Source organism: Burkholderia sp. BCC0397 (genome assembly GCF_902832865.1).
In the GTDB taxonomy this organism is placed as follows: domain Bacteria; phylum Pseudomonadota; class Gammaproteobacteria; order Burkholderiales; family Burkholderiaceae; genus Burkholderia.
In genome coordinates this window covers 27,601-44,014 of sequence record NZ_CADFDL010000018.1, presented here as the reverse complement: position 1 = coordinate 44,014, position 16,414 = coordinate 27,601, and the positions used below count along the sequence as shown (strand labels likewise).

16 protein-coding genes are annotated in these 16,414 nt (G+C 62.6%); 3 read left to right on the top strand and 13 right to left on the bottom strand.

Going from position 1 to position 16,414, the window contains the following annotated elements:
* Positions 1-5: 5 nt before the first annotated feature.
* From HWX03_RS33365 to HWX03_RS33355, 3 genes are all read right to left on the bottom strand, one after another.
* Positions 6-641 carry an ABC transporter ATP-binding protein gene (locus tag HWX03_RS33365; RefSeq protein ID WP_175874276.1) on the bottom strand — a complete coding sequence of 212 codons (636 nt, stop codon included), beginning with the start codon at positions 639-641 and terminating at the stop codon, positions 6-8.
* An 11-nt stretch (positions 642-652) separates the two neighbouring features.
* Complete coding sequence (locus HWX03_RS33360; RefSeq protein WP_175874200.1) at positions 653-1,855, bottom strand: hypothetical protein; 1,203 nt, start codon at positions 1,853-1,855, stop codon at positions 653-655.
* A 113-nt stretch (positions 1,856-1,968) separates the two neighbouring features.
* Positions 1,969-3,369, bottom strand: coding sequence for an MFS transporter (locus HWX03_RS33355; RefSeq protein WP_175874199.1), 1,401 nt, complete (start codon positions 3,367-3,369; stop codon positions 1,969-1,971).
* Between the two features lie 96 nt (positions 3,370-3,465).
* Between HWX03_RS33355 and HWX03_RS33350 the strand changes: the two genes are divergently transcribed.
* Positions 3,466-4,338: a LysR family transcriptional regulator gene (locus HWX03_RS33350; protein WP_175874198.1), complete on the top strand. Its 873-nt coding sequence runs from the start codon at positions 3,466-3,468 to the stop codon at positions 4,336-4,338.
* A 167-nt stretch (positions 4,339-4,505) separates the two neighbouring features.
* Here HWX03_RS33350 and HWX03_RS33345 read toward each other — a convergent pair whose 3' ends face one another.
* Positions 4,506-5,507 carry a zinc-binding dehydrogenase gene (locus HWX03_RS33345; protein ID WP_175874197.1) on the bottom strand — a complete coding sequence of 334 codons (1,002 nt, stop codon included), beginning with the start codon at positions 5,505-5,507 and terminating at the stop codon, positions 4,506-4,508.
* A 135-nt stretch (positions 5,508-5,642) separates the two neighbouring features.
* Here HWX03_RS33345 and HWX03_RS33340 point away from each other — a divergent pair, with 135 nt between their 5' ends.
* Entirely contained in the window at positions 5,643-6,527 is an 885-nt protein-coding gene (locus HWX03_RS33340; protein WP_175874196.1) for a LysR family transcriptional regulator, read from the top strand.
* Between the two features lie 119 nt (positions 6,528-6,646).
* On the opposite strand, the gene HWX03_RS33335 is transcribed toward HWX03_RS33340, so the two are convergent.
* Positions 6,647-7,564, bottom strand: coding sequence for a LysR family transcriptional regulator (locus tag HWX03_RS33335; protein WP_175874195.1), 918 nt, complete (start codon positions 7,562-7,564; stop codon positions 6,647-6,649).
* A 116-nt stretch (positions 7,565-7,680) separates the two neighbouring features.
* Here HWX03_RS33335 and HWX03_RS33330 point away from each other — a divergent pair, with 116 nt between their 5' ends.
* A complete protein-coding gene (locus HWX03_RS33330; RefSeq protein ID WP_175874194.1) occupies positions 7,681-8,493 on the top strand; it encodes an alpha/beta hydrolase in 813 nt (270 codons plus the stop codon).
* A gap of 85 nt (positions 8,494-8,578) precedes the next feature.
* On the opposite strand, the gene HWX03_RS33325 is transcribed toward HWX03_RS33330, so the two are convergent.
* The 8 genes from HWX03_RS33325 to urtA form a co-directional block, all read right to left on the bottom strand.
* Entirely contained in the window at positions 8,579-9,604 is a 1,026-nt protein-coding gene (locus HWX03_RS33325) for an aliphatic amidase (RefSeq protein WP_175874193.1), read from the bottom strand.
* A 77-nt stretch (positions 9,605-9,681) separates the two neighbouring features.
* Positions 9,682-10,017, bottom strand: a complete 336-nt coding sequence (locus HWX03_RS33320) for a zinc ribbon domain-containing protein (protein ID WP_175874275.1) — start codon at positions 10,015-10,017, stop codon at positions 9,682-9,684.
* Between the two features lie 37 nt (positions 10,018-10,054).
* Complete coding sequence (fmdA, locus tag HWX03_RS33315; RefSeq protein WP_174389255.1) at positions 10,055-11,293, bottom strand: formamidase; 1,239 nt, start codon at positions 11,291-11,293, stop codon at positions 10,055-10,057.
* A gap of 61 nt (positions 11,294-11,354) precedes the next feature.
* Positions 11,355-12,044, bottom strand: a complete 690-nt coding sequence (gene urtE / locus HWX03_RS33310; protein ID WP_174389254.1) for an urea ABC transporter ATP-binding subunit UrtE — start codon at positions 12,042-12,044, stop codon at positions 11,355-11,357.
* A gap of 34 nt (positions 12,045-12,078) precedes the next feature.
* The gene (urtD, locus tag HWX03_RS33305; protein WP_175874192.1) at positions 12,079-12,822 is read right to left on the bottom strand and encodes an urea ABC transporter ATP-binding protein UrtD; all 744 of its coding nucleotides are present in this window, start codon (positions 12,820-12,822) and stop codon (positions 12,079-12,081) included.
* A 3-nt stretch (positions 12,823-12,825) separates the two neighbouring features.
* Positions 12,826-13,995 (bottom strand): urea ABC transporter permease subunit UrtC, encoded by a 1,170-nt coding sequence (urtC, locus tag HWX03_RS33300; RefSeq protein WP_175874191.1) that lies wholly within the window; start codon positions 13,993-13,995, stop codon positions 12,826-12,828.
* Between the two features lie 55 nt (positions 13,996-14,050).
* The gene (urtB, locus tag HWX03_RS33295; RefSeq protein WP_175874190.1) at positions 14,051-14,968 is read right to left on the bottom strand and encodes an urea ABC transporter permease subunit UrtB; all 918 of its coding nucleotides are present in this window, start codon (positions 14,966-14,968) and stop codon (positions 14,051-14,053) included.
* 55 nt (positions 14,969-15,023) lie between these two features.
* On the bottom strand, positions 15,024-16,298 hold the full coding sequence (urtA, locus tag HWX03_RS33290; RefSeq protein ID WP_175874189.1) for an urea ABC transporter substrate-binding protein: 1,275 nt from the start codon (positions 16,296-16,298) through the stop codon (positions 15,024-15,026).
* Between the last annotated feature and the right edge of the window lie 116 nt (positions 16,299-16,414).

Below are 16,414 nucleotides of genomic sequence, written 5' to 3'. Positions count from 1 at the left end.
GCGAGTCAGATGCGCGCAGTACCCCCCGCACCCAGATCGGCAAAACTGATTGTTCTCGCACCGCAGCCTTCCGTGAACTCGAGATCATGACTCGAAAAGAACACCACCCGATCTTTTGCCAGCGTGCGGAACAGATCCATGAGGACGCCGCGCGCAGCGGCGTCGAGCCCGTTGCTGGGCTCGTCCGCAATGACGACCGAGGCTTTCCCGAGTGTGATGGCACTCAAGAAAATCTTCTTGCGAGTGCCGAGCGACATCTGCTCGAAGCGCTTTTCCAGATGCGGCGCCAACCCGAAACGATGCGCCAGATCGAGCGTGACGTGGTCGACTACCGTCTTCTTCGTCGACGCGACGAGCTCGAGGAACTCGCGGCCGGTCTGGAACGGATACGCCATGCAGTCGTCGGGCACGTACGCCAGCGAGGACTTTGCGTCGAGCGGCGCTTCACGTAGCGAATGACCATTGATCCAGACATCCCCTTCATCGGCATCGACGGTCCCGGCCAGGATGCCGAGCAAGGTCGACTTGCCGCTACCGTTCTCGTCACAAAGCGCCACGCACCCCGCCCCGAACCTGTGATGCAGCCCGTGGAATATGACGCGCTCGCCATAACGTTTGCGGATGTTTTCAATTCGAAGCATCGTAAGGTCGATCAAACGAAGATTTGCCATGCGGCGACGATCCAGACTACGGCGAGTATTACGCCGAGCAATACGGATTCTCTCGGCGCATAGCGTTGTGGAAAACGCAGCAGCACAAGCAGCGGCGCCCCGGCCAATACGATGGCAACAGCGACGTGTATCGACAGGACGCCGTGCACGACCAGAAGCAGTGGCGCGGCGGCCGCAAATGGCAGTGCGATCGCGGTGACCGTCAGTACATCCGCACGAACCTGCACAATCGCGCGCAGTGGGAGCGATTGCACAAAATGGGCCGCCCGAACATGACTCGCGCGCAAATCGCGATAGGTCGCCGCCGCGATCAGCGCGATAACGGCCTGTGCGATCAGCGTCAAGGGCACGACACGTGTGTCGAAATCCCAAAGGCGAGCCACGTAACAAGTGGAAACAGCGACCGCGCCCATGAGTACGCAGCGGCTGACGGTGCCTGCGAAGTGAAACCCCAGAATGCCGAGCTGAAGCTTTACGAACGCCGGAAGCCAACGTACCGCATTGACGGACATGTGACCGGCCAGTCGACGCCACGTCGTACCGAACTGCCTCGCATGCGAAGAGGATGCCGCAGGCATATGGACCAACGCGAACGCAGCAATGATCAACGACGCCACCAGCAGCGTCGTTCGCACGGTGCTACCCGTCTGCAGCGCGCCGATCAGAATGAAATTGGCAATCACCAACGGCGTTCCGCTACGGATATTGCGCGACAGCACGGCCAATTGCCACCCAAGCGTAATCGTCATCAAACCGGTAACGTACAGATAGTTCGAGGCCTTGTCCGGCAAGTAAGCGAACGCGATCGCCGCAGAAATGACAGGTAACAGCAGCGGCGTACTGGCGATCAGCACGACGGCTGCATCCAGGGTGCGCTGACGCCGATCCGAAACAGGCAACGATTTGGCGAAGACGGCGAACGGGCCGCCGCTAATGGCCGTACGCTGGATCAGCACCCAAAGCATGCCGATGGCTTCGAGCATATGCACCCAGACGAACCGCCATTCGAAGCCATGCTCTGCGGCCAGAGGTGCGAGTACGGGTGCGCCCAGGAGGCGGGACTGTGCAAACACGGGCATGGTGGGCAGCAACAGCAGGACACTCAGGGATAGCGCCTGCCAGTGCCGATGCAGCACCCGCGCCGTCGTCAGCACGTACCATCGCAATCGCCACGAAAGCATCATTTTTTTATTCCCGTCACGCACCACGCGGCCCCGCGCGATCGAAGCGGTATCCTGCCATGTCGGCCGGCATGGCACAACTCGTGCGACGACTTCCCGGCACCCGATCGTCAGCGTCAGGACGGTGAACGACCCTTCTGTCTTCGAGCCACAGCCGGTGTGTGGCCCAGATTTCGCCAGGCCGTTGCGGCGCCGACCACCAGCAGGAGCACCGAAACGACCAATGCCCGCTCCATCCCGTGCATGAACGGCACCCACGCTGTCTGCCGAACGAAGAAGCCGAATATCGCGACGCCCATCACGCCGCCGACCTGACGGGCAGCATTCAACAATCCCGATGCAACACCCGAGTGTGCGCTACTCACGGCGGTGAGCGTCGCAGCGGTAATAGTGGGAATCGTCAGGGCGATGCCACTTCCTGCGAGCAGCATCGGCACTGCAAGCAGCCAGAAAGATTCCGCGGCGATTGCCGGCCACATCGCGAGATAGCCGGCTGCGGAAATCAGCAAGCCTACCGTCGCCAACGTCCGCGCGCCTAGCCGACTCGCCAGTCGCCCGGCAACGATGTTCATCAGCATCAAAATACCCATCATCGGCAAGAGTGCGACGCCCGAGCGCACGGGTGTCATGTGCCAGACGGACTGAAAGAGCAGGCTTAACGTGAAGACGATGCCGTAGAAGACCAGATTCGCGATCATGCCGATAACCGTCGCGCTGCGGACGGTCCGGTCCTGCCACAACGCGGCCGGCAGCATCGCGGCCGGATTGCGTGCTTCCAATCGAATGAACACGATACTCAGCCCGATGCATAGCGCGAAGGCGCCGAGAACGATAGGACTGGTCCAGCCCAGCGCGCTGACTTCAGTCGATGCGAACGTGAGCGCCGCCAGCGCGAACGCACCGGTGAGCTGCCCGGGAAGGTCCAGGCTCCTGCCACGTTGGGCTTTCGTTTCAGGCGCGAAACGCCAGGTCAACCAGATGCCTGCAACACCGACGGGCACATTGACCAGAAAAATGCTGCGCCAGCCGATCCCGGCGACGAGCAGCCCGCCCACCAGCGGTCCCGCGGCCAACGCGATACCACCGCCCGCGCCCCACCAGCCAATCGCCCGGCTACGCGCCGTCGTATCCTGAAACGCCAGACGCAGAACGGCCAGCGAATTCGGCACTAGCAGCGCTGCGCCGATTCCCTGGACGAGACGCCACTCGATCAACGCCCGCATGGATTGCGTCAGGCCGCAGCCGATCGATGACAGCGTGAATATCGCGTAGCCTGCGATGAACACATGCTTTGCACCAAGCCGGTCGCCCAGTGCGCCTGCGATCAGCAGCAACGACGCGAAAACGAGCGCATACGCATTGACGACCCATTGCAGGTCCGTGACGTCCGCGCCGAAAGCGGTCCGCAACGTGTCGAGCGCGACGTTGACGACACTGACGTCGACCAGAACGACGACAAAGCCGAGGCATGCCGCCACTTGAACCAGCAACGCGTGATGTTTGGAGGGTGACGGCATCGACAATCCTTTGAATTGGGAAGGTCGAAGCGTAGAGGATCGCGGTCTGTGCGAATATTCCGCAAAATCGCACAGCAATCCGGAGAAAATGCACCGATGTTCGACTGGGAAAACCTTCGCTGCTTCATTGCCGTTGCGCAAACCGGCAGTCTCTCTGCCGCGGCGCGACGACTGAGTATCGATCATGCGACGGTCAGTCGTCGCATCAGCGCACTCGAAGCTGAACTGCAGTTACGTGTGATCGACAGATTGCCGCGCGCGTGCCGACCAACGTCGGCGGGCAGGCAGATTCTGCAATTCGCCGAGCAGATGGAAGCGCACGCGTTTGCGATCGAGCGCCTTGCGCTGGCGGAGCACATGCCGATGCACGGCATCGTGACCTTGAGCGTGCCGCCGGTGCTCGCGAACAACCTCTTCGCGAATCACCTTCGTGAATTTGCTCGATTACACCCGGGCATTCGGCTGTCGATGGCCAGTCAGGCGCAGCGAATCTCGCTCGGCCGCCGTGAAGCGGATCTTGCGGTGCGCCTCGCTCGCCCCGACGAACCACAAAACGTCACGCGCAAGCTTGGTGAGATGACGTTCGGGCTATATGCGAGCCACGGATATGCGCACGCGACCACCCCCGCCGATTGGGCATTCATTGGCTATGAAGCGCAATTCGCGGAAATGCCGCACCAGAAATGGCTCGAGTCGATTGCTCAAGGTCGCCCGATCGTTTGCGAAGTCAGCGACATCACGACGCAGCAGGTGGCGGCCCGAACGGGAGTTGGCGTAGCCGGGTTGCCAATATTCATGGGTGACAGCGATCCTGATCTGCAACGCCTGCCGTTCGATGGGGAGTCGTTCTCTCGTGAAATCTGGCTGGTTGTACATGCCGATCTCAGGCATGCGCCGCCGATTCGCGCGGTGATCGACTTCATCTCGAGCGTGGTCGGCCGGACCTTCGCCGCGAATTTGCAGCCGTAACGACAGTTGCAACGTGGGGCTTGCAACGTCGGGGGGCAAGTGTCCGATGCTACGCCGAACGGACATTCGCCCACCGACTTCTCGATTCCACGAAACGCCGGCTTCCCGACCATAGCGTGGCAGGCATCGAGGGGGCGAACACGGAACTGATACGACCCATTGACGCTTTACGATTGGCTTATCAGGATCGCCTTTCGTCCGTCGACGGATTCGTAGGCCATGGCATCGTCGATCAGATCGAAGCTGAATTCCTGACCGAGGCGCGTCCTGAACATGGAGTCGCCGATCATGCCCTCGAGCGCACTCAGCGCAGCCACCAACCTTTCATGCTCCCTCACCGTCCGGCTCTCGAAATTGCTGAAACGCTGCATCGACAGATCTTTCATCATGAAGAGCGATGCCGACACGGAAAACGGAACCGGTCCGGCCATCGTGCCGTAGAAATATACCGACGAGCGCATCGGCAGGCAGGCTGCCATCTGGCCGGTCAGCGCACCGCCCACGCCATCGAATACAGCCGTCGTTCCAAGCTCGGCGGACAGCTTTCCGAGTGTGTCGGTGAAGTCTTCATCGGCGCGCACGATATGCTCGATACCCCGGCGTTGCAGCGCTTCCTGCGCCGCCTGGCTCCTCACCATGGAGATGACCGGCATATTTCTCCGACGGGCGAGTACTGCGAGCGCTAGCCCGGTTGCCGAGTTCCCCGCCGTGGCAATCACGCCCCGGTGCCCAGCCTCGGCAATCGTTTCGAGAAACGCATAGGCCGTCATCGCGTTCACGAGCGACCCGCAATAGTCCCGTGCGCCGACGTGTTCGGGCAAGATCAGGCAACTCGTATATGGCACCTGCGCTGTTTCGCACCAAAGCCCGATGTTGTACGAGCCACGGTTCAGCGAGCGGTAGATAGCGACGCGTCTACCCATATAACGCGCGGGGACGCCGGCGCCTGTCGCCACCACCGTCCCGGCGCCGGAAGCGCCCCACACGTCGTACTGGCTCGCCGCGAGCGCTTTGCCATCGTCGGCACGCATACGCAGAAATATCTTGTCGCCATGGTTGATGGCAGATGCCTCCATGTCGATCAGCACATGGCCTGCTTCTGGCCGGCCCGGCGGCCGGATATCCCGTACTTCCAACGAGCGTTCAGGGGTCACGCAAATCGCTTTCATGACGCGTTTCTCCAGCGGTAAACAGTGGCGGCGGTAACTGCACAGGCTGTAACTTAAACAAGTCCTCCTGTTGTCGAAACGCAGCCTCCCGGCATACCATCGATTCCGATACAGCATGGATCGATACACATACTCATGGATCGCCTGGATGCAATTCGCCTGTTTGTTCGACTCGTCGAATGCGGCAGTTTTTCCGCCGTGGGGCGAGAGGAAGGCATTGGACAACCGACCGTAAGCAAGCAGATTGCCGCGCTGGAAGCGTATCTCGGCGCTCAGTTGGTGTTGCGAACGTCGCGTCAGGTGGTGATCACTGCGGCGGGCCACGCGTTCTATGAGTCGGCCAAGCCCTGGATGGAGGGCTTCGATTCGCTGGAGTCATCGGTCGGGACGCGACAGCAAGCACCACAAGGACTGGTTCGATTGACGACGGCGCCTGCCTACGGCCGCCTGTGCGTGACGCCGCTACTTCCCGGGTTCTTTCGACAATATCCGCACGTTGCGCTCGAATTGTCCGTATCCGAGCGACAGGTCGACCTGGTCGGGGAAGGATTGGATCTGGCAATCCGCCATGGGCCACTGGTGGATTCCTCGCTTACGGCGAGAAAACTATCAGAGACGGAATCGCTGCTCGTGGCCAGTCCGGGCTATATCGCGGCTAAAGGCAGGCCTACCGGGCTGGCCGATCTGGACGGACATACTGGCGTCGTCTTCGCTCGAAACCGCGAGCGCCGCCCTTGGCACTTCAAGGTCGGACGGGAAACTGTTCGTCGCGTTCCACGGGGGTCTTTCTTGACAGGTGACGCAGAGCAGGTGCGCGCCGCGGTACTGCATGGGCTCGGCATTGCTCAGGCGCCACGATGGCTCTTCGAAGCGGAAATCGATACCGGACAAGTCGAGGTCCTGCTGCCTGAGTTTCAGCCGGAACGGATGGCAATCCACCTCGTCTATCCAGCAGGCCGACGCGTACCGACGCGAGTCCGGGTGGTGATCGATTATTTGATGTCGGCACTCGGAACATGACGTACAACGAGTCGCCCATCGAGCGCAAAGGCATGTGAAGGCTCTCACTGCATCTCGTCGAAACGCAATTGCATTTTGAGGTAGAAGCCTTGCCCGCGCGAGCGGCCGAGCAGCTTCGCCTACCCTTCCATACTTCGATCCCAAGGCGGCTCGTTACCGAACGCTGCAGTCAGGTAGTCGACGAACCGTCGAACTTTAAGCGGTATGCGCCGTGCACTCGGGTAGACCGCCTGTATCGTCAACTCCGTTGCTCGGTAGTTTGGCAGTAGCGCTACGAGCTCGCCACGTCGCACATGCTCCCCGAAGACGAAAGTCGGGCCGTACGCGACGCCGGCGCCCGCCAACGCGGCAGACAGAAGCATTTGGGTGTTGTTGGCAGCGATTCGACAGGGTCCTTCGATAACATGCGCTCGGTTTTTCGCATCGAATAATGTCCAATCTCCGGCCGAGACGGCTTCGCTGAAGACGAGCCGCTGTGCATGAAGCAGATCACCTGGCCTACGCGGCGTTCCATGCCGCTCGATGTACGCGGGTGACGCGCATATGACCATTCGACATGGTGCGATGCGACGTGTAACGAGCCCGTTGTCCTGCAGCTTCCCAATTCGGATTGCGACGTCAATACCGGCTTCCAGGAGGTCGACATAGCGGTCACCGAGAAGCACTTCCACGTTGACCTGCGGGTGGTCCTCGATATAGCGGGCAGTGACCTCGCCCAAGTGCATCGCACCGAACGTGACAGGCGCCGCAATGCGCAGAACGCCGCGCGCCGTGCGTTGCGAATCGTGCGCTTCCCGGTTGGCGTCTTCAAACGCTTCCAGAATTTGCTTGCTGCGAGCGTAGTACGTCTGACCGATATCGGTCAGACTCAAGCGCCGCGTGGTGCGTTGTAGAAGTCGCGCATTCAGTTGCGCCTCGATCGCGCTCACGTGTTTTCCGGCCATCGCCGGCGACAACCCGAAGCGCCGCGCGGCCGCAGCCAGACTGCCCTCTTCGACCGCAGCGACGAACACGCCAAGGCTGGTCAATCGGTCCATTTCGCATCAACCTGATTCGATAACGACATTATCGACTGCCGCCACCCTACGCGCAATTATCGAATTGCAGGCTCGACGCTACGATTCACCCATCAATCCGAGAAGAGGTAGCGCAAATGGAAATTGAAGTGAATGGCACGCGAATCCACGTCACCCAAGCCGGCCAGGGCGAGCCGGCCCTGGTGTTCCTGCATTACTACGGCGGCTCGTCGCGGACATGGCAGCGCGTGACAGACCAGTTATCAAGCCGATATCGCACTGTTGCCATTGACCATCGGGGCTGGGGAAAGTCGGATGCACCAGCGGATGGCTACGGTATTGCCGATCTCGCGGCGGACGCCGAGGGCATCATCAAGACCTTAGGCTTGCAACGCTACGTACTCGTCGGTCATTCCATGGGCGGCAAGGTCGCGCAGTTCATCGCGTCGCGACGCCCGACCGGGCTTCAAGGTCTTGTGCTCGTCGCGCCATCCCCACCGTCACCGATGCTGCTTTCCGTGGAAGAACGTGCGACGCTGACGGGCGCCTATCAATCGCGCGAGTCGGTCGAATTCGTGATCGACCACGTACTTACCGCCAGACCGCTCGACGCCGCCTGCCGCGAAATGGTCATCGAGGATAGCCTGAAGGCTGCGCCGCAGGCCAAAGCTGCCTGGCCGGACGTGGCGATGCGCGAAGATATCAGTGCAGCGGTCGCTTCGATCGACGTTCCGACGATCGTCATCTCCGGGGAACTGGACCAGGTGGATCGCGTGGCCACATTACGGATGGAACTGCTGCCGCGTATTCCGCAGGCGACCATGCACGTTCTTCCTGGTGTCGGCCATTTGGCACCGCTGGAGGCCCCGACCGACGTTGCACGAATCATTGAAAACTTCCTTGCTGCCGCAGAAAACGAGGTTCATCGCGGGAAGCCGTGGAGGGTCTGAGGGCGATTGCGAAAAAGGGGCCGCCACTGAATGGAGTGGCTGCCCTTGCCGCACGATGAACGCCCGATGTCCACGGCGCGCGTACTCAGTCCTCGTGCGGAATGCCTTCGATCGGGCACTCCGGCGTGCCAGGCGTTGCACGCGTGAGCGCTTCGACGCGGCGACGCGTGGCGTCGGGATCCGCAATCCAGTCGCGATAGAAGCCGAATGGACATTCGGCGACGCCATTCGCGCCATCGCCGGAATTGATCGTGCCGGTATAGCCGCGATGCAGCAGCTTGTAGAGATGGTTCTGCGACTGCATGTTGCGCCGCGCGTCGCGAATCATGCCGAGCGACAGCTCTGCATACTGCACGCCCATTTCCTCCTCGCCGCATTCGCCGAGCGTGCGCCCGTCGAACCCGACGATCGCCGAATGGCCGAAGTACGAATACACGCCGTCCCAGCCCGTGGCGTTGGCCACGGCCACGTAGGTGTTGTTCATCCACGCCATGGCCTTCGCGACCATCACCTGCTGCTCTTTCGCCGGGTACATATAGCCCTGGCAGCGCACGATCAGCTCCGCGCCATTCATCGCGCAGTCGCGCCAGATCTCCGGATAATTTCCGTCATCGCAGATGATCAGGCTGATCTTGAGGCCCTTCGGCCCGTCCGTCACGTAGGTGCGGTCGCCCGGATACCAGCCTTCGATCGGCGTCCACGGCATGATCTTGCGATACTTCTGCACGATCTCGCCGCGATTGTCGATCAGCACGAGCGTGTTGTACGGTACCTTGCGCGGATGCGCCTCGTGGCGCTCGCCCGTGATCGAGAACACGCCCCACACGTTGGCCTTGCGGCACGCCGCCGCGAAAATATCCGTCTCTTCGCCGGGAATCGTGGACGCCGTATCGAACATCTCCTGGCGGTCGTACATGATGCCGTGCGTGGAATACTCGGGAAACACCACGAGATCCATGCCCGGCAAACCCTGCTTCATGCCGACCACCATGTCGGCGATATGGCGCGCGTTGTCGAGCACCTCCGCCTTCGTGTGCAGACGCGGCATCTTGTAGTTGACCACCGCGACACCCACACAATCGCGGCTACTCGAAATATCACCATGTCGCATAGCGCTTCCTCCTCGAACACGTTGACGCCGCGCGCGACGGCCGCTGCTTCCGGGCATCGGCTCGCGCGCGGCACACCTTAGTGACTAATCATCCACGGCCGTCCCGCCGGCCGCTTGAGGCCGTCCGGCGCCGCGCCGGCGAGCTTCGCCGCGCCGCCCGAGCAGCAACTGCAACCGGCGCGATGGCGCAGCGGCGGCCCGTCGCCGGACTGACGCGGCGCGTGCGCGGCACGCTCGTTGGTCGCGTGTGCGGCGCGGCGCGCCCCTCCCATCAGCGCCAGCGATGGCGCGCTGATGACGCGTCCGCCTTCTGCGCCGCAGTCGGGACAGCAGCACGGTTTTTCTCGATCCGCGATGCGGCGCATGACGGAGAACGGCCCGCAGTTTGCGCACTCGAAGTCGTAGATTGGCATGACAACCTCCTGTTCCTGCGTCATTTCAGTGGGTCGCTCACGCCTTCGCGAGATCCGGCGAACACGGCAGATCCACGCTGCCCTGGATGTGCTGGATCGGGCCGTCGGCATTCGGGCGAATGTCGAAGTCGAAGATCTGCGTGGGCAGCCACAAGGTCGCGCACGCGTTCGGAATGTCCACCACGCCGCTGATATGCCCTTGCACCGGCGCACAGCCCAGCAGCGAATACGCTTGCGCGCCCGAGTAACCGAATTTCTTCAGATATTCGATGGCGTTCAGACACGCCTGCCGATACGCGGTGGTGACGTCGAGATAATGCTGGCCACCCTGCTCGTCGACGGAAATGCCTTCGAAAATGAGGTAATCGTTATAGTTTGGCGTGATCGGGCTGGGCTGAAAGACGGGGTTGCGAATACCGTATTTCGCCATGCCGCCCTTGATGAGACTCACGCGCATATGCACCCAGCCGGCCATTTCGATCGCGCCGCAGAACGTGATCTCGCCGTCACCCTGGCTGAAGTGCAGGTCGCCGACCGAAAGCCCCGCGCCATCCACGTAGACGGGGAAAAACACCTTGGAGCCGCGCGACAGATCCTTGATGTCGCAATTGCCGCCATGCTCGCGCGGCGGCACCGTGCGCGCGCCCTGCGCGGCGGCCTTGTCGCGCGCCTCGCCGGCGAGCTTGCCCATGTGCGCGGTGGCCGCGAACGGCGGATTCGCGAGCGGCGGCACGCGATCGGGCTCGGTCGCGATCAGGCCGGTTTCGCGCGCGTTCCAGGTTTCCAGCAGTGTCGGATCGGGCAGGCAGCCGATCAGGCCCGGGTGAATCAGGCCCGCGAAATTCACGCCCGGAATATGGCGCGAGCTCGTATAGACCCCGTGAAAATCCCAGATCGATTTTTGCGCACTGGGGAAATGATCGGTGAGAAAGCCGCCGCCGTTCGTCTTCGAAAAGAAGCCGTTGAAGCCCCACTGGCTTTCGGCCTTCGCGCCGATGTCGAGCAGATCGACCACCAGCAGGTCGCCGGGCTCCGCGCCGTGCACGCCCACCGGGCCGGAGAGAAAGTGCACGATCGACAGGTCGATGTCGCGCACGTCGTCGGCGCTGTCGTCGTTCTTGATGAAACCGCCGGTCCAGTCGTAGGTTTCGAGGATGAAATCGTCGCCGGGCTTGACCCAGCAGGCCATCGGAATGTCCGGGTGCCAGCGGTTGTGCACCTGTTCGTTTTCGTAGGCCGACTGGTTCAGATCGACCTTGATGAGAGTCTCGGGCATGGCGTTCACTCCTGGGTTTGCGGATTGACATACGGCGCGGCGCGCGAACGCCGCACCGCGCTCAGACGGACAGGTATTCGCGGATGCGGTCGGTGTCGCCCGCATCGCGCGTGCTCTGGTGCACGAAGCGGCCGCCCTCGATCACGAACAGGCGGTCGGCCACGTCGAGCGCGAAGCTCAACACCTGCTCCGAAACGACGATGGCGATATTGCGGCTGGTGCGAATCTGGTTGAGCGCCTTGGCGATGTCCTTGATGACGGACGGCTGGATGCCTTCGGTCGGCTCGTCGAGCAGCAGCACTTTCGGGTCGGTCGCGAGCGCGCGCGCGATCGCGAGCTGCTGTTGCTGGCCACCCGAGAGATTGCCGCCCTTGCGCTTTCTCATGTCGAACAGCACGGGAAACAACGCGTAAAGTTCGTCGGGCACGCGCTGGCTCTGTGCGTTTTCGAGGCCCGTCTGAATGTTTTCCTCGACGGTCAGCGACGCGAAAATCTGCCGCCCTTGCGGCACGTAGCCGATGCCTCTCGACACGCGGCGGTAGCTCTCGTCCTTCGAAACGTCGGCGCCGGCCACGCGCACCGTGCCGCGATTGGCGGGCAGCATGCCGATCAGCGCCTTGAACAGCGTCGTCTTGCCCATGCCGTTGCGGCCCATCACGGCCACGCTTTCGCCTTGCGCAACGGAAAAGCCGATGCCGTGCAGCACTTCGCTCTGGCCGTAGCTGACGACGAGATCGTCGACTTCCAGCATGATGTGTTCTCCGTGTTGTCGTTCGGTTGCCGACTCAGTGGCCCAAATAGACGTCGATCACGCGCGGATCGGCCTGCACCTGCGCCATCGGCCCTTCCGCGAGAATCTTCCCCTGATGCATGACCGTGACCTTGTGCGCGATGCGTTCGACGAAAGCCATGTCGTGTTCGATCACGATCATCGAGCGGTTGCGGCAGATGCGGTCGAGCAGATCGGCGGTCAGTTCGCGCTCGCGCACGCTCATGCCCGCAATCGGTTCGTCGAGCATCAGCAGTTCAGGATCCTGCATGAGCAGCATGCCGATTTCGAGCCACTGTTTCTGGCCGTGCGAAAGCAGCCCCGCTTCCAGATCGAGCGCGGTGGCGAGGCCGATTTCATTGGCCACGTCGCGCACGCGATCGGCCACTTCGGCATCCTCGCGATAGGCAAGCGCGCCAAACACACTGCGTCCGCGCGGAAACGACACTTCGAGGTTCTGCGCCACGCTCAGGTTTTCGTAAATCGACGGCGTCTGGAACTTGCGGCCAATCCCTTTGCGCACGCGGCGGAATTCCGCGAGATGCGTGATTTCCTCGTTGCGGAACTTGATGCTGCCCGCCGTTTCCTTCGTCTTGCCGCAGATGAGATCGAGCAGCGTGGTCTTGCCCGCGCCGTTCGGGCCGATCACCACGCGCAGCTCGCCGCGTTCGAGATAGAGATTGAGCGAATCGATCGCCTTGAAGCCGTCGAACGACACGGTCAGGTCTTCGATCGCGAGCAGAAAGTCGGTATTGCTCATGCTTCACGCCTCCTCGTTCGCCGCGCCGAGCAGCCGCCGCACGCGCGGGCGCACATGCTCGTCGTAGAGGCCCGCCAGCCCGTTCGGAAACACCATCACCACGCCGATGAACATCGCCGCCATCAGATAGAGCCAGAGGTTCGGAAAGCTCTCCGAGAACCAGCTCTTGCCGAGATTGACGAGAATCGCGCCATACACCGCGCCGACCAGCGACATGCGCCCGCCAATGGCCGCGTAGATCACCATTTCGATCGACGGCACGATGCCGACGAACGACGGCGACATGAAGCCCACCTGCAGCGTGAACATCGCACCGCCGATGGCCGCGAGCATCGCCGCGAGACAGAACGCGAACACCTTGAACATGGCGACGTCGTAGCCGGAGAAGCGCACGCGGTCTTCCTTGTCGCGCATCGCAAGCAGCAGCGTGCCGAGCTTGCTGCGCTGAACCCAGCGGCAGGCGAGCAGCGCGCCGATCAGCAGCGCGGCGTTCACGAAATACAGCACGAGCTTCGCGTGATCGGTGCGGATGTCCCAGCCGAGCAGCGTGCGCAGGTCGGTGATGCCGTTCACGCCGCCCGTATAGCCTTGCTGGCCGATGATGAGCACCGAGAGAATCAGTGCAACGGCCTGCGTGATGATCGCGAAGTACACGCCGCCCACGCGCCGCTTGAACATCGCGTAGCCGATCACGAAGGCGAGCGCCGTCGGCACGACGAGCACCGCGAGGATCGAGAACGGCAAGTAATGAAACGGCTTCCACCACGCGGGCAGCGCGGTGAGCTGGTTCCAGTCCATGAAGTCGGGAATGCCGGGCGTGGTCTGCGTGTGCGTGGCGGCCGGATCGGATGCCTCGAGCTTGAGAAACATCGCCATCGCGTAACCGCCGAGGCCGAAGAACACGCCCTGGCCGAGACTGAGCACGCCGCCGTAGCCCCACGCGATCACGAGGCCGAGCGCCACGAATGCATAGGTCAGGTACTTGCCCATCAGGTTCAGGCGGAACGTGTCGAGCGCGAGCGGAAACACGACCACGATAAGCAGCGCGAGCAGCACGATGCCCGCGTAGCCGGAGGCGTCGAGCCGCGCGACGCACGCGCGCCAGCCGGCCGGCGGCGCGCCCGGGCCGGATCGCGGGGATACGCCGCCCGCCGCGGGTTGGATGGGTTCCATGTCCATCTCTCCAGTCGAATGAAGCTGTGAATGAGGCTTGTGCATGAACGCGCGCTTAAACTCGCCGCACCTTCGAGGCGAACAGACCCTGCGGACGCAGCATCAGGATCACCACGACGGTGAGCAGCGTGAGCACGCGCGCAATCGAGCCGGACAGAAAGAACTCGCTGATCGACTGCATCTGCGCGATGCCGAACGCCGACGCCACGGTACCGAGCAGGCTCGCCGCGCCGCCAAACGTCACGACGAGAAACGAATCGACGATATAGAGCGAGCCGCTCGTCGGTCCCGTCGAGCCGATCGCCGTGAAGGCCGCGCCCGCCACGCCCGCGATGCCGCAGCCAATCGCAAACGTCATGCGGTCGGTGCGCCGCGTGTTGATGCCCGCCGCGTTCGCCATCGGCCGGTTCGCGACCGTGGCGCGCACGCGCAAGCCCCAGCGCGAGCGATAGAGCGCGAGCAGCAGGCCGCCCGTCATCAGCAGCGCGAGGCCCATCACGAACATGCCGCTCACCGGAATGTCGAGGCCGGGCGCGGGCTCCCACGACCCCATCAGCCAGTCGGGCAGCGCCGGACTCACTTCCTTCGGCCCGAAGGTCGAGCGGAACACCTGCTGCATGCCGAGGCTCAGGCCCCAGGTGGCGAGCAGCGTGTCGAGCGGGCGCTTGTAGAGATGGCGGATCAGCGCCCATTCGGCGAGCCAGCCCGCCGCGAAGGCCAGCGCGAACGCCGCAAGAATCGCGAAGAAGAAATACACGGGCGTGAGCGCGTGCCAGACGTTCTGCGAAAACCACGAAAACAGGTAGACCGTATAGGCGCCGATCGTCATGAATTCCCCATGCGCCATGTTGATCACGCCCATCTGGCCGAAGATCACGGCGAGCCCGAGCCCCATCAGGAGCAGGACGCTGAAGAGGCTCAGACCGGCGAAGCCCTGCATCAGCGTGATGTTGAAAATATCGGTAGCGGACATCGAACGCTCCTCGCGCGGCGGCGTCATCGGCCGCCGCGCCGCTGCGGTTGACGGATTACATGTAGCCCTTCGGGAACGGATTCGGCTGGATCGGCTGCTCCGACTGCGCGACGACCTTGAACTGGCCGTCCGCCTGGCCCTGACCGATCAGCGAGCGGCTCCACAGGTGATGGTTCGCATCGACCTTCGCGTAGCCTTGCGGCGCGTTCGCCACGTCGATACCGGCCGAATGCGCGACCACCTTGTCCACGTCGAAGCTGCCCGCGCGCTCGCATGCGGCCTTCCAGATCCACGGGCCGAGATAGGCGGCCTGCGTCACGTCGCCGATCACCGATTTCTGGCCGTAGCGCGCCTTGAACGCCGCGACGAACTTCTTGTTGTTCTCGTTATCGAGCGACTGGAAGTACTTCATCGACGAATAGAAACCCGCGAAGTTGTCGCCGCCGATGCCGAGCACTTCGTCCTCGGTCACCGACAGCGTCAGCAGGAACTGCTTCTGCGGCGTGATGCCCGCGGCCTTGAGCTGCTTGTAGAACGCCACGTTCGAGCCGCCCACCACGGTCGCGAAGATGCAGTCCGGGCGCGCGAGCTTGATCTTGTTCATCAGCGACGCGAACTCGGTCGTGCCGAGCGGGTAATACTCCTCGCCCACCACCTTCGCGTGCAGATGCTGTTCGATATGGCGGCGTGCGATCTTGTTGGACGTGCGCGGCCAGATGTAGTCGGAGCCGATCAGGAAGAAGGTCCTGGCCTTCTTCGCGTTCGACGCCCAGTCGAGCGCCCAGAGAATCTGCTGGGTCGCTTCCTGGCCCGTGTAGAACACGTTCTTCGACTGTTCGAGGCCCTCGTAGAAGGTCGGGTAATACAGCAGGCCGTTGTCCTTCTCGAACACCGGCAGCACCGCCTTGCGCGAGGCCGAGGTCCAGCAGCCGAACACCGCCGCGACGTGATCGTTCTCCAGCAGCTTCTTCGACTTTTCGGCGAAGGTCGGCCAGTCGGAGGCGCCGTCTTCCTGAATGATCCGCACCTTGCGGCCGAGCACGCCGCCCATCGCGTTGATCTGCTCGATGGCGAGGCGTTCGGCCTGGATCGAGCCGGTTTCGGAAATCGCCATCGTGCCCGTGGCCGAGTGGAGCTGGCCGACCGTCACCGTGGTGTCCGTGACCGCGAGGCCCGTGGTGTTGACTTTCGCCGTGGGCGGCGTTTGCGCCAACGCGCCGCGCGGCAGGCCCAGCGCCATCAGCGGCGCGGCGGCGAGACCGCCGAGCATTTTCCGGCGCAGCGGCGAAGGCATCCGGGCATCGTCATCGAATCGATCGTCTGCGGACATCACGTTCTCCTTATCGGGTGCCCGGCGCGGGTCGCTGCGGGCTGGGTCGAGGTTGGACGCAATGTAGGAAGCCAATTTGACGATCGAAATACGTCAATCGACGTATTCCCGGCACG

Coding starts and splice junctions, on each gene's coding strand:
- HWX03_RS33365 (WP_175874276.1), bottom strand. CDS start 641: ATGCTTCGAATTGAAAACATCCGCAAACGTTATGGCGAGCGCGTCATA.
- HWX03_RS33360 (WP_175874200.1), bottom strand. CDS start 1,855: ATGATGCTTTCGTGGCGATTGCGATGGTACGTGCTGACGACGGCGCGG.
- HWX03_RS33355 (WP_175874199.1), bottom strand. CDS start 3,369: ATGCCGTCACCCTCCAAACATCACGCGTTGCTGGTTCAAGTGGCGGCA.
- HWX03_RS33350 (WP_175874198.1), top strand. CDS start 3,466: ATGTTCGACTGGGAAAACCTTCGCTGCTTCATTGCCGTTGCGCAAACC.
- HWX03_RS33345 (WP_175874197.1), bottom strand. CDS start 5,507: ATGAAAGCGATTTGCGTGACCCCTGAACGCTCGTTGGAAGTACGGGAT.
- HWX03_RS33340 (WP_175874196.1), top strand. CDS start 5,643: ATGGATCGCCTGGATGCAATTCGCCTGTTTGTTCGACTCGTCGAATGC.
- HWX03_RS33335 (WP_175874195.1), bottom strand. CDS start 7,564: ATGGACCGATTGACCAGCCTTGGCGTGTTCGTCGCTGCGGTCGAAGAG.
- HWX03_RS33330 (WP_175874194.1), top strand. CDS start 7,681: ATGGAAATTGAAGTGAATGGCACGCGAATCCACGTCACCCAAGCCGGC.
- HWX03_RS33325 (WP_175874193.1), bottom strand. CDS start 9,604: ATGCGACATGGTGATATTTCGAGTAGCCGCGATTGTGTGGGTGTCGCG.
- HWX03_RS33320 (WP_175874275.1), bottom strand. CDS start 10,017: ATGCCAATCTACGACTTCGAGTGCGCAAACTGCGGGCCGTTCTCCGTC.
- fmdA (WP_174389255.1), bottom strand. CDS start 11,293: ATGCCCGAGACTCTCATCAAGGTCGATCTGAACCAGTCGGCCTACGAA.
- urtE (WP_174389254.1), bottom strand. CDS start 12,044: ATGCTGGAAGTCGACGATCTCGTCGTCAGCTACGGCCAGAGCGAAGTG.
- urtD (WP_175874192.1), bottom strand. CDS start 12,822: ATGAGCAATACCGACTTTCTGCTCGCGATCGAAGACCTGACCGTGTCG.
- urtC (WP_175874191.1), bottom strand. CDS start 13,995: ATGGAACCCATCCAACCCGCGGCGGGCGGCGTATCCCCGCGATCCGGC.
- urtB (WP_175874190.1), bottom strand. CDS start 14,968: ATGTCCGCTACCGATATTTTCAACATCACGCTGATGCAGGGCTTCGCC.
- urtA (WP_175874189.1), bottom strand. CDS start 16,298: ATGTCCGCAGACGATCGATTCGATGACGATGCCCGGATGCCTTCGCCG.